Origin of the sequence: Pseudomonas sp. TH10 (assembly GCF_016651255.1) — a bacterium.
Lineage (GTDB): Bacteria > Pseudomonadota > Gammaproteobacteria > Pseudomonadales > Pseudomonadaceae > Aquipseudomonas.
On record NZ_JAEKEG010000050.1, the window covers coordinates 65543 to 77912 of the forward strand.

8 protein-coding genes and 1 pseudogene are annotated in these 12370 nt (G+C 60.3%); 6 read left to right on the top strand and 3 right to left on the bottom strand.

The window, feature by feature from the left end; genetic code table 11:
- Positions 1-106 precede the first annotated feature (106 nt).
- Genes gatB through gatC form a run of 3 tightly spaced genes read right to left on the bottom strand, consistent with a single transcriptional unit; the run spans position 107 to position 3318 of the window.
- Positions 107-1552 carry an Asp-tRNA(Asn)/Glu-tRNA(Gln) amidotransferase subunit GatB gene (gene gatB / locus JFT80_RS08000; protein ID WP_201147509.1) on the bottom strand — a complete coding sequence of 482 codons (1446 nt, stop codon included), beginning with the start codon at positions 1550-1552 and terminating at the stop codon, positions 107-109.
- 10 nt (positions 1553-1562) lie between these two features.
- On the bottom strand, positions 1563-3014 hold the full coding sequence (gatA, locus tag JFT80_RS08005) for an Asp-tRNA(Asn)/Glu-tRNA(Gln) amidotransferase subunit GatA (RefSeq protein ID WP_201147510.1): 1452 nt from the start codon (positions 3012-3014) through the stop codon (positions 1563-1565).
- A 16-nt stretch (positions 3015-3030) separates the two neighbouring features.
- Positions 3031-3318 (bottom strand): Asp-tRNA(Asn)/Glu-tRNA(Gln) amidotransferase subunit GatC, encoded by a 288-nt coding sequence (gene gatC / locus JFT80_RS08010; protein WP_150769385.1) that lies wholly within the window; start codon positions 3316-3318, stop codon positions 3031-3033.
- A gap of 211 nt (positions 3319-3529) precedes the next feature.
- Here gatC and mreB point away from each other — a divergent pair, with 211 nt between their 5' ends.
- The 6 genes and pseudogenes from mreB (at position 3530) to JFT80_RS08040 (ending at position 12337) form a co-directional block, all read left to right on the top strand.
- Positions 3530-4567: a rod shape-determining protein MreB gene (mreB, locus tag JFT80_RS08015; protein ID WP_002555108.1), complete on the top strand. Its 1038-nt coding sequence runs from the start codon at positions 3530-3532 to the stop codon at positions 4565-4567.
- Positions 4568-4710: 143 nt separating this feature from the next.
- Positions 4711-5805 (top strand): rod shape-determining protein MreC, encoded by a 1095-nt coding sequence (mreC, locus tag JFT80_RS08020; protein WP_201147516.1) that lies wholly within the window; start codon positions 4711-4713, stop codon positions 5803-5805.
- Entirely contained in the window at positions 5805-6296 is a 492-nt protein-coding gene (gene mreD, locus JFT80_RS08025; RefSeq protein WP_045061471.1) for a rod shape-determining protein MreD, read from the top strand. The genes mreC and mreD overlap by 1 nt, the downstream gene beginning before the upstream one ends.
- A 50-nt stretch (positions 6297-6346) precedes the next feature.
- Positions 6347-6942, top strand: a pseudogene (locus JFT80_RS08030) (nucleoside triphosphate pyrophosphatase).
- A gap of 58 nt (positions 6943-7000) precedes the next feature.
- Positions 7001-8458: a ribonuclease G gene (gene rng, locus JFT80_RS08035; protein ID WP_201147511.1), complete on the top strand. Its 1458-nt coding sequence runs from the start codon at positions 7001-7003 to the stop codon at positions 8456-8458.
- A gap of 75 nt (positions 8459-8533) precedes the next feature.
- Complete coding sequence (locus JFT80_RS08040) at positions 8534-12337, top strand: YhdP family protein (protein WP_201147512.1); 3804 nt, start codon at positions 8534-8536, stop codon at positions 12335-12337.
- Positions 12338-12370 lie beyond the last annotated feature (33 nt).

Genomic DNA, 12370 nt, shown 5'->3' on the forward strand with positions numbered 1-12370 from the left:
ATTGCGGAGTGTCAGACACGAACAGGGTGAATGTCAGACCGCTATCGCCAGCAGGCTGGCTCCCACAAGGAGTCGAGCCAGATTTGAAGGCTGGCCCCATTTTTCATCAGCCTTCGAGCTTGCTTTTCAGCAGTTCGTTCACTTGCTGCGGGTTGGCTTTGCCTTTCGAAGCTTTCATCGCCTGGCCGACGAAGAAGCCGAACATCTTGCCGCGTTTGGCTTCGTCTGCCGCGCGGTATTGTTCAACTTGCTCGGCGTTGGCCGCGAGCATCTCGTCGAGCACCGCCGAGATCGCACCGCTGTCGGTAACCTGCTTCAGGCCGCGCTTTTCGATGATCTCGTCTGCGCTGCCTTCACCGTTGGCCATGGCTTCAAAGACCACCTTGGCGATCTTGCCGGAGATGGTGTTGTCCTTGATGCGCAGCAGCATCCCGCCCAGTTGCTCGGCCGAGACCGGCGACTGGTCAATGTCCACGCCCTGCTTGTTCAACAGGCTGCCCAGCTCAACCATCACCCAGTTGGCCGCCAGCTTGGCGTCGCCGCTGATGCTCACGACTTTCTCGAAGTAATCGGCTTGTTCGCGACTGGTGGCCAGGACGCTGGCGTCGTAGACCGACAGACCGAACTGCTCCTGGAAACGCTCGCGCTTCTGCGGCGGCAATTCCGGCAGGGTCGCGCGCACGTCGTCGAGGAACGAGTCCTCGATGACCACGGGCAGCAGGTCCGGATCCGGGAAGTATCGGTAGTCGTTGGCTTCCTCTTTCGAACGCATCGGACGGGTTTCGTCCTTGTTCGGATCGTACAGGCGGGTCTGCTGAATGACCTTGCCGCCGTCTTCGATCAGCTCGATCTGACGCTGGATTTCGGAGTTGATCGCCTTCTCGATGAAGCGGAACGAGTTGACGTTCTTGATCTCGCAACGCGTGCCGAACTCGACCTGGCCTTTCGGACGGATCGATACGTTGCAGTCGCAACGCAGCGAGCCTTCGGCCATGTTGCCGTCGCAGATGCCCAGATAACGCACCAGCGCGTGGATCGCCTTGACGTAAGCCACGGCTTCCTTGGCGCTGCGCATGTCAGGCTCGGAAACGATTTCCAGCAGCGGTGTACCGGCACGGTTCAGGTCGATGCCGGTGGCACCGTTGAATTCTTCGTGCAGGCTCTTGCCGGCGTCTTCTTCCAGGTGCGCGCGGGTAATGCCGACGCGTTTGACCGTGCCGTCTTCCAGGGCGATGTCCAGGTGGCCCTTGCCGACGATCGGCAATTCCATCTGGCTGATCTGGTAGCCCTTCGGCAGATCCGGGTAGAAGTAGTTTTTACGGGCGAATACGTTGTGCTGACCGATCTCGGCGTCAATCGCCAGACCGAACATCACCGCCATACGCACGGCTTCCTGGTTCAGCACCGGCAGAACGCCAGGCATGCCCAGGTCGATCAGGCTGGCCTGGGTGTTCGGCTCGGAGCCGAATGTGGTGGAACTACCGGAAAAGATTTTCGACCGGGTAGTGAGCTGAGTGTGAATCTCCAGCCCGATCACGACTTCCCATTGCATGTGTGTCTCCTCAGAAGCCGGTTGGGGTGCGGGTGTGCCAGTCAGTGTTCAACTGATACTGGTGAGCAACGTTCAACAGGCGACCTTCCTGGAAATACGGCGCGAGCAACTGCACGCCAACCGGCAGACCGTCGACAAAACCGGCCGGCATCGACAGGCCCGGCAGGCCCGCGAGGTTGGCGGTGATGGTGTAGACGTCTTCCAGATAGGCGGCGACCGGGTCGCTGTTCTTGGCGCCAAGCTTCCAGGCCGGGTTCGGCGTGGTTGGGCCGAGGATGATGTCGACCTCATTAAAGGCAGCCATGAAGTCGTTCTTCACCAGACGACGAATCTTCTGCGCTTTCAGGTAGTAGGCGTCGTAGTAACCGGCGGACAGCGCGTAGGCACCGACCATGATCCGGCGCTGGACTTCCGGGCCGAAGCCTTCGCCACGTGAGCGCTTGTACAGGTCGATCAGGTTTTGCGGGTTCTCGCAGCGGTGGCCGAAACGCACGCCGTCGAAACGCGACAGGTTGGAAGACGCTTCTGCCGGGGCGATCACGTAATACGCAGGAATCGCGTGCTGCATGTTCGGCAGGCTGATTTCCTTGATCACGGCACCGAGCTTCTGCAGCTCTTTAATGCTGTTCTGGATCAGCTCGGCAATGCGCGGATCGAGACCGGCGCTGAAGTATTCCTTCGGCACGCCGATGCGCAGGCCTTGCAGCGATTCGTTGAGGCTGGCGGAGTAATCCGGCACCGGCTCATCGATGCTGGTGGAGTCGTTCTGATCGAAGCCGGCCATACCCTGCAACATAATTGCGCAGTCTTCGGCAGTGCGCGCCAACGGGCCGCCCTGATCGAGGCTGGAGGCGTAAGCGATCATGCCCCAGCGCGAAACACGACCGTAGGTCGGTTTCAGGCCGGTGAGGTTGGTGAACGCCGCCGGTTGGCGGATCGAACCGCCCGTGTCGGTCGCAGTCGCCGCCGGCAACAGACGCGCGGCAACTGCCGCTGCCGAACCACCGGACGAACCGCCCGGTACGTGTTCCAGGTTCCACGGGTTTTTCACCGCGCCGTAGTAGCTCGACTCGTTGGCCGAACCCATGGCGAATTCGTCCATGTTGGTCTTGCCCAGGGTCACGGCCCCGGCCGCAGCCAGTTTCGCGACCACGGTGGCGTCGTACGGTGCCTTGAAGTTGTCGAGCATCTTCGAGCCGCAGCTGGTGCGGATGCCCTGGGTGCAGAACAGGTCTTTGTGAGCGATCGGCGCACCAAGCAGCGCGCCGCTCTCACCGTTGGCGCGGCGTACGTCGGCGGCTTTCGCCTGCTCGATGGCCAGCTCTTCGGTGAGGCTGATGAAACTGTTGAGCTGTGGATCGAGCTGGGTGATACGCGCCAGCAGGACTTTGGTCAGCTCTTCGGAGGAAAACTTTTTATCGGCGAGACCGCGGGCGATCTCGGCCAGAGTCATTTGATGCATTGCAGGCTCTTTCCCTTTAGTCGATGACTTTCGGAACCAGATACAGGCCGTTTTCGACCGCTGGTGCGATGGACTGATAGGCCTCGCGATGATTGGTCTCGGTCACGATGTCGGCGCGCAGGCGCTGACTGGCTTCCAGCGGGTGGGCCAGAGGCTCGATTCCGTCGGTATTAACAGCCTGCATTTCGTCGACCAGACCGAGAATGCTGTTGAGAGCGGAAGTAATGTGTGGAAGATCGGCATCATTGAGGCCAAGGCAGGCCAGATGAGCGATTTTTTCCACGTCGGAGCGTTCTAGCGCCATCGGGATTCTCCTGTGGAAAACAGAACGGACGGCGTCCGTGTGTTAGATTGTCGGAACACTACCGCACTTCTACGGTCATAAGGCCGCGATTGTGGGGCTTGGTGCACAGAAAAGCGGCCAATTTAACATATTGGCGCCTTGCCCAAAATCCCTGTCGTTGTTAGAGTTTGCCGCACTTTTTTACCCACGCGTTGCCTAGGGTCCCTTTCCCATGTTCAAGAAACTGCGTGGCATGTTTTCCAGCGATCTTTCCATTGACCTGGGCACTGCCAACACCCTTATTTACGTGCGCGAGCGCGGTATCGTCCTGAATGAGCCATCGGTTGTGGCCATTCGGACACACGGTAACCAGAAAAGTGTCGTTGCTGTCGGCACCGAGGCCAAGCGCATGCTCGGCCGTACACCGGGCAACATTGCTGCCATTCGTCCGATGAAGGACGGCGTGATCGCCGACTTCAGCGTCTGCGAAAAGATGCTGCAATACTTTATTAACAAGGTTCACGAAAACAGTTTTCTGCAGCCTAGCCCTCGTGTGCTGATCTGCGTTCCGTGCAAATCCACTCAGGTTGAGCGTCGCGCCATCCGTGAATCGGCCCTTGGTGCCGGTGCGCGTGAAGTGTTCCTGATCGAAGAGCCAATGGCGGCTGCGATCGGTGCCGGCCTGCCGGTAGAAGAAGCGCGCGGCTCGATGGTCGTGGATATCGGTGGTGGTACTACCGAAATCGCGCTGATCTCCCTGAACGGTGTGGTCTATGCCGAATCCGTGCGTGTTGGCGGCGACCGCTTCGACGAAGCGATCATCACTTACGTGCGTCGTAACTACGGCAGCCTGATCGGTGAATCCACCGCTGAGCGCATCAAGCAGGAAATCGGCACGGCCTACCCGGGCGGCGAAGTTCGCGAAGTCGACGTTCGCGGTCGCAACCTGGCCGAAGGCGTTCCACGCGCATTCACCCTGAACTCCAACGAAGTGCTGGAAGCTCTGCAAGAGTCCTTGGCCACTATCGTTCAGGCCGTGAAAAGCGCGCTGGAGCAATCGCCGCCGGAACTGGCTTCCGACATCGCCGAGCGTGGCCTGGTGCTGACTGGTGGTGGCGCGCTGCTGCGTGACCTCGACAAGTTGCTGGCCCAGGAAACCGGTCTGCCGGTGATCGTTGCCGAAGATCCGCTGACCTGTGTTGCTCGCGGCGGTGGCCGTGCATTGGAAATGATGGATAAACACACCATGGACCTGCTCTCCAGCGAATAAGTCGCGGGGTTGCATCTATGCTGTTGAGCGCGCAGGCAGCACTTTGCAGTGCTGCCTGTTGGCGTTTATCTTCTGTCAGTCTTCATCCAGGCCGGTTTGATGCCGTATGAATAAACAGAACATTTGCCTGGGAGGAGCGGCTTATTAAACCGCTTTTCGCCAAAGGCCCTTCGTTGGGCGTGCGCTTGTTGGTGCTGGTCGTGCTATCGGTCGCGCTGATGGTGGTCGATGCCCGCTTCACACTGCTCAAGCCAGTGCGTAGCCAAATGTCGCTGGTGCTGATGGACGCCTACTGGATTACCGACCTGCCCGGACGGCTGTGGGAAGGGATCGCCAGTCAGTTCGGCAGCCGCACCGAGCTTGTCGCCGAAAACGAAAAACTCAAGACCGAAAACCTGCTGTTGCAGGGTCGCATGCAGAAGCTTGCCGCCCTCACCGAGCAGAACGTTCGGCTGCGCGAGTTGCTCAATTCCTCCGCGCTGGTTAACGAAAAGGTCGAAGTGGCCGAGTTGATCGGCATGGACCCCAACCCTTTCACCCATCGCATCATCATCAATAAAGGTGAGCGCGACGGCGTGGTGCTGGGTCAGCCGGTGCTCGATGCGCGCGGCTTGATGGGGCAGGTGGTCGAGTTGATGCCGTACACCTCGCGTGTACTGTTGCTGACCGACACCACACACAGCATTCCTGTTCAGGTGAACCGTAATGGTCTGCGGGCCATTGCCAGCGGCACCGGCAACCCGGAACGCCTGGAATTGCGCCATGTGGCCGATACGGCCGACATCAAGGAAGGCGACCTGCTGGTCAGTTCCGGCTTGGGCCAGCGGTTCCCGGCCGGTTACCCGGTGGCCACGGTCAAGGAAGTGATCCATGACTCCGGCCAGCCATTTGCCATCGTTCGCGCCGTGCCCACCGCCGCCTTGAACCGCAGTCGTTACCTGCTGCTGGTGTTCAGCGACGGGCGCACGGCCGAAGAGCGTGCCAATGACGCAGCCCAAGCCCAGGAAACCCTGGACCAGTACGGTGGCGGCCCGATGATTCCTGCCACGGTGCCCAAACCTGCCATGGTCCCGGCGGCAGCGACCGCGCCCGCAGCTCCCGCTGTGCCGGCGGTCGTCGCGCCGGTGACGCCTGCCGCCGCGACCCCGGTCAAGCCTGTGGTGACAAAGCCGCCGGTCACCAGGCCTGCTGCCAAACCGCCTGTCTCTGCACCGGCTAACACTGGGGGACGAGAATAATGGTCGGTACGACTGCATCCCGAAACGGCTGGATCGTCTGGCTGACCTTCGCCATCGGCATGCTGCTCAGCGTCTCACCGCTGCCGCAGTTCATGGAAATCCTGCGCCCATTGTGGCTGGCATTGCTGCTGGCCTTCTGGGCACTGGCGATGCCGCAGAAAGTCGGCATGGTCACCGCATGGTGCCTGGGTCTGGCCGAGGACGTGCTCTATGGCACGCTGCTGGGCCAGAACGCCTTGATTCTCACGCTCATCACCTTCCTGGTGCTGTCGCTGCAACAACGCCTGCGGATGTTCCCCATGTGGCAGCAGAGCCTGGTGATCCTGGTGATCTTCGGCCTGGCCCAACTGGTTCAGCTATGGCTCAGCGCCCTCACCGGTAATCGCCAGCCGACACTGGCGCTGGTATTGCCCGCGCTGGTCAGTGCCCTGCTGTGGCCGTGGATCAGCTACGGTTTGCGCGGGCTGCGTCGACGCTACAAGATCAACTAATTCGGTCAGGCATTTGCCCGCACGGGTTTACTGGACAGGGAGATGTCGTGATGAAACAGCTATTTCTCGCCTCAGGCTCGCCACGTCGGCGTGAGTTGCTCACGCAGATTGGCGTGCCGTTTTCCGCCATCAGTGCGGACATCGATGAAACCCCTTGAATGACGAATCCCCTTCGGCCTACGTCGAGCGCCTGGCGCGAGGCAAGGCCGAGGCCGGGCGTGATGCTGTCGTGTCCGCCGCAGAGTATTGCGTGCTGGGCGCCGACACCGCCGTAGTGCTGGACGGGAAAATTCTTGGCAAGCCGGTGGACGAAGCTGACGCATGCGCCATGCTTATGATGATGTCCGGTCGCGAGCATGAAGTTCTGACAGGTATCGCCGTGCTCGATGGCGTGCATTGCGAATCCAGGGTGATCCGCAGCCTGGTGCGTTTTCGCCGCATTGAAGCGCCAGAAGCGGCGGCCTACTGGGCCAGCGGCGAACCCCGGGACAAGGCCGGCGGCTACGGCATTCAGGGCCTCGGCGCGGTGTTTGTCGCGGGGCTCAATGGCAGCTATTCGGCGGTCGTCGGGCTGCCTGTTTGCGAAACCGCAGAACTGTTGGGCCATTTCGGCATACCCTGTTGGCAAAACCTGAACGCGCAATGAGCGTCGTACGAATCAAGATGCGGCCATTATCGTGAACATGCCTGAACGAGATCCTGCCATGAGTGAAGAGATTCTGATCAACATCACGCCGATGGAATCGCGCGTGGCGGTGGTCGAAAACGGTGTGCTGCAAGAAGTGCACGTCGAGCGCACACAAAAACGCGGGATCGTCGGCAACATCTATAAAGGCAAGATCGTCCGTGTGCTGCCGGGGATGCAGGCGGCGTTCGTTGACATCGGCCTGGACCGCGCAGCGTTCATTCATGCCTCGGAAATCTCCCTGCGTGAAGGCCCTGCGGTGGAAAGCATCAGCGCGCTGGTGCACGAGGGCCAGAGTCTGGTGGTGCAAGTCACCAAAGACCCGATCGGCTCCAAGGGAGCGCGGCTGACCACGCAGTTATCGATTCCGTCGCGCTATCTGGTGTACATGCCACGCACCGCCCACGTCGGCATTTCCCTGAAAATCGAAGACGAAGCCGAGCGTGAACGACTCAAGCAAGTGGTCAGCGATTGCGTGGCCAAAGAAGGCATCAAAGAGGCTGGCGGCTTTATTCTGCGTACCGCCGCCGAAGGGGCCGGCGCCGATGAAATCCTCATGGACATTCGCTACCTGCGACGTCTGTGGGACCAGATCAACGAACAGATCAAAACCATCGGTGCACCGAGTGTGATCTACGAAGATCTTGGCCTGGCGTTGCGCACATTGCGCGACCTGGTCAGCCCGAAAATTGAAAAAATCCGCATCGACTCGCGGGAAACCTTCCAGAAAACCACGCAGTTCGTCGCCGAACTGATGCCGGAAATTGCCGATCGTCTGGAACATTACCCGGGTGAACGGCCTATTTTCGACCTGTACGGCGTTGAAGACGAAATCCAGAAAGCCCTTGAGCGCAAAGTACCGCTGAAATCCGGTGGTTATCTGGTGGTCGATCCGGCGGAAGCCATGAGCACCATCGACGTCAACACCGGGGCTTTTGTCGGGCATCGCAACCTCGAAGAAACCATCTTCAAGACCAATCTCGAAGCGGCCACGGCGATTGCTCGTCAACTGCGCCTGCGCAACCTGGGCGGGATCATCATCATCGACTTCATCGACATGGAAGACGAAGAGCACCAGCGCCAGGTCCTGCGTACCCTCGAAAAACAGCTGGAGCGCGACCACGCCAAGACCAACATCATCGGCATCACCGAGCTGGGCCTGGTGCAGATGACCCGCAAGCGTACCCGTGAAAGTCTCGAACAGGTGCTGTGCGAACCTTGCAGCAGCTGCCAGGGCCGGGGAAAGCTGAAGACGCCGGAAACCGTCTGCTATGAAATTTTCCGGGAAATCCTGCGGGAGGCTCGCGCCTATCAGGCCGAAGGCTATCGTGTATTGGCGAACCAGAAAGTTGTCGACCGTCTGTTGGATGAGGAGTCCGGCAATGTCGCCGAACTCGAAGGATTTATCGGCCGCACCATCCGGTTCCAGGTGGAAACCATGTATTCACAGGAACAATACGACGTGGTGCTGCTCTGAACCCTTACGTCGTCAATCACCTGGAACAGCTGGCCTCAGCTTTCTGCAGTTTTAACGCCATGGGAGCCAACTGACATGGACCGTCTGACACGCATTTTGGCCGCACTGACCCGCTGGGGTCTGGGCCTGTGCGCGTTGGCTTTGGTGCTGATGGCGCTCTACGTCAGCCTTGGGCGGGAACTGACGCCGCTGGTCGCCGAATACCGCACCGAAATTGAAGACAAGGCCAGTGCTGCCCTCGGTATGCCGTTGCAGATCGGCGAACTGGAAGGCAATTGGAGCGGTTTCGCGCCGATCCTGCTGGCTCATGACGTGATGGTTGGCGACGGCGCGAATGCCTTGCGTCTGGACCGCGTGCGGGCAGTGCCGGATCTATGGGCCAGTCTGTTGGCCCGTGAAGTGCGTATTGCTCACCTCGAGCTCAATGGTCTGAAGATCAGCCTCAAGGAAGGCGAAGACGGCAGTTGGTCGCTGGAAGGTCTGCCGGTGCAGAAGGATCAACCGTTTGATCCGGAGCAACTGTTCAATCGCTCGCAAATGATTCAACAGCTGTCGGTGCTCGACAGTCAGGTGACCTTGCAGCCACTGGATCACGCGCCTCTCACGCTGACTTATGTCGGCCTCAATCTGAAGACCGGTGCCAGCCGCCAGCGTCTTGATGCGCGTCTGACCCTGCCCGACGGCCAGCCGGTCGCCTTGACCCTGCGCACACGCATGCGTCCTAGCCAATGGCAGGACAGTGCAGTTGAAGGCTATGCCAGCTTGCCGCAAAGCGATTGGGCGAAATGGCTACCCGAGCGTCTGACCCGGCAGTGGAATTTCTCCGAGATCAAGGCCGGTGGCGAGCTCTGGGTCAACTGGGCCGAGGGCACTCTGCAAAGTGCTGCGGTTCGTGTGAACGCGCCGCAACTGACCGGTGCTTACGCGGATCGCAAACCGATCCAGATCAACAATCTGGCGCTGAACGCCTACTACCAGAACCGTGCCGAAGGGGCGACCGTCACCCTCGATTCGCTGGCGATGAATTTTGGCGAAAACCGTTGGGAGTCGCATATCCAATTGCAACAGACTCGTGCCACCGACAAGGTTGACGAGCTCTGGCACATGCAGGCCGATCGCCTCGACCTGACCCCGATCACACCACTACTCAATGCGCTGGGGCCGTTGCCGCAAGGTTTCGCCACGGCGGTCGATCATCTGAAAGTCACCGGTGGGCTGCGCAATGTGCTGCTGGATTTCCGTCCCGGCGCCACTGACGGCAGCAAATTCGGCTTCGCCGCCAATCTGGATCAGGTCGGTTTCGACGCTTATCACGGCGCGCCGGCCGCACGAAATGTCAGTGGCAGCCTGAGCGGCAACCTCGACGGCGGCGAATTGCGCATGGACAGCAAGGATTTTGTCCTGCACCTCGACCCGATCTTCGCCAAGCCATGGCAATACCTTCAGGCCAACGCGCGCTTGACCTGGAAGCTCGATAAAGACGGTTTTACCCTGATTGCGCCGTACCTGAAAGTGCTGGGCGAAGAGGGCAAGATTGCCGGCGACTTCCTGATTCGCCTGCACTTCGACCACAGCCAGGAAGACTACATGGACTTGCGGGTCGGCCTGGTCGATGGCGATGGTAAATACACTGCCAAGTACCTGCCGACCGTATTGAGCCCGGCGCTGGACGAATGGCTGCGCACCGCGATTCTCAAGGGCGCGGTAGACGAAGGTTTCTTCCAGTACCAGGGCTCGCTGGCCCACGGCGCTGCAGAAGCGGATCGCAGCATCAGCCTGTTCTTCAAGGTTCATGACGCAGAACTGGCCTTCCAGCCAGGCTGGCCGCATGTCAGCAAGGTCAGTGGCGATGTGTTCATCGAGGACAGTGGGGTGCGGATTCTTGCCAGCAAAGGGCAGTTGCTCGACACCCAGGTTCGCGATATCTACGTCGAAATTCCCCATGCGGCTGCCGGCAAAAGCAGTCACCTGCTGCTCGACGGCGCTTTTGCCGGGGGCCTGGGCGATGGCCTGAAAATTCTCCAGACCGCGCCGATCGGTACCGCGCAGACCTTTGCCGGCTGGGAAGGCGAGGGCGACCTGCAGGGCAAGCTGAAGCTGGATATTGCGCTGGCCAAGGGCGAGCTACCGAAAATCCTGGTCGACTTCAAGACCGCCAAGTCGCGCCTGAAATTGAGCGAACCGGCACTGGAATTGACCCAGCTCAAGGGTGATTTCCGTTTCGACAGCACCAAAGGCCTTAGCGGTCAGAACATCACGGCACGGGCCTTTGATAAGCCGGTCTCCGCGCAGATCTTTGCCGATGGCAGTGCCGGCAATCTGAAAACCCGGGTGACGGCATCGGGTCAGGTCGAGGTGAAAAAACTTACCGATTGGTTAAGCGTGACGCAGCCGTTGCCGGTCACCGGCGTGATTCCCTATCAACTGCAGCTCAACCTTGGCGGAGCCGACAGCCAGTTACTGGTCAGCTCCAATCTCAAGGGCGTTGCCATCGATCTGCCTGCGCCGTTTGGGATGGCAGCGGATGTAGGGCGCGACACCACGTTCCGCATGACCCTGCAGGGTGAGGATCGGCGTTACTGGGTCAATTACGGCGAGGTGGCGAACTTCACCTATGAAGCACCCGTCAGCAATTTCGCCGAAGGTCGTGGCGAACTGCTGCTAGGTGGCGGACAGGCCGTCGTGCCGGGTGCCAAGGGCCTGCGAGTGCGCGGTTCGCTACCGGAACTGGACGTCGGGCCCTGGAAGGACCTGGCAGACAAATATGCCGGCCAGGATCCTGGCGGCAGTGCCAAGCAGTTGCTCAGCAGCGCCGACCTGAAGATCGGCAAGCTCACCGCCATGGGTACGACCCTGGATCAGGCATCGGTGCAGTTGAACCGCAGGCCGGCCTCGTGGGCCCTGCAGCTCGACAGCCAACAGGTCAAGGGCACGGTCGCCATCCCTGACGCCAAAGGTGCGCCGATTGCCATCAACCTGCAGTACGTGAAGTTGCCAGCGCCCGATCCGACGGTCCTCGCCGATGAGAATTCGCCGGATCCGCTGGCCACCGTGGACCCGACAAAGATTCCGGCGCTGGATGTCATGATCAACCAGCTGTACCAGGGCAAGGACCTGGTTGGCGCCTGGTCGCTGAAGGTCCGCCCCACGGCCAAAGGCATTGCCCTCAACACCCTGGACCTGGGCCTCAAGGGCATCCTGCTGCAAGGCAGCGGTGGCTGGGAAGGCACACCGGGCGCATCGAGCAGCTGGTACAAGGGCCGGATCAGCGGCAAGAATCTCGCCGACGTACTGAAGGGTTGGGGATTCGCGCCGAGTGTCACCAGTGAAAACTTTCACATGGACGTCGACGGTCGCTGGCCCGGTTCGCCAGCCTGGCTGGCCACCAAGCGCTTCTCCGGCAGCCTCGATGCGTCGCTGAATAAAGGCCAGTTCGTCGAAGTTGATGGCGGCGCCCAGGCATTGCGGGTATTTGGCCTGCTGAACTTCAACTCCATCGGCCGGCGCCTGCGCCTGGACTTTTCCGACCTGTTCGGCAAAGGCTTGAGCTACGATCGGGTCAAGGGACTGCTGGTCGCAAGTGACGGGGTCTACGTCACCCGCGAGCCGATCCTGATGACTGGCCCATCGAGCAACATCGAGTTGAATGGCACCCTGGACCTGGTGGGCGACAAGGTCGATGCCAAGTTGCTGGTGACCTTGCCGGTGACCAATAACCTGCCAATTGCCGCGCTGATTGTCGGCGCACCGGCCATCGGAGGCGCGCTGTTCCTGATCGACAAGTTGATCGGCGACCGCGTGGCGCGTTTCGCCAGCGTCAAGTACACCGTCAAGGGGCCGTGGAAAGAACCGAAAATCACGTTCGACAAGCCTTTTTGAAATCATCAGCCAGGCTCGATGGAGTAGCATGGC

Bases quoted from the DNA above. Each gene is read 5' to 3' on its own strand.
- gatB (WP_201147509.1), bottom strand. From the start codon at position 1,552: ATGCAATGGGAAGTCGTGATCGGGCTGGAGATTCACACTCAGCTCACT.
- gatA (WP_201147510.1), bottom strand. From the start codon at position 3,014: ATGCATCAAATGACTCTGGCCGAGATCGCCCGCGGTCTCGCCGATAAA.
- gatC (WP_150769385.1), bottom strand. From the start codon at position 3,318: ATGGCGCTAGAACGCTCCGACGTGGAAAAAATCGCTCATCTGGCCTGC.
- mreB (WP_002555108.1), top strand. From the start codon at position 3,530: ATGTTCAAGAAACTGCGTGGCATGTTTTCCAGCGATCTTTCCATTGAC.
- mreD (WP_045061471.1), top strand. From the start codon at position 5,805: ATGGTCGGTACGACTGCATCCCGAAACGGCTGGATCGTCTGGCTGACC.
- rng (WP_201147511.1), top strand. From the start codon at position 7,001: ATGAGTGAAGAGATTCTGATCAACATCACGCCGATGGAATCGCGCGTG.
- JFT80_RS08040 (WP_201147512.1), top strand. From the start codon at position 8,534: ATGGACCGTCTGACACGCATTTTGGCCGCACTGACCCGCTGGGGTCTG.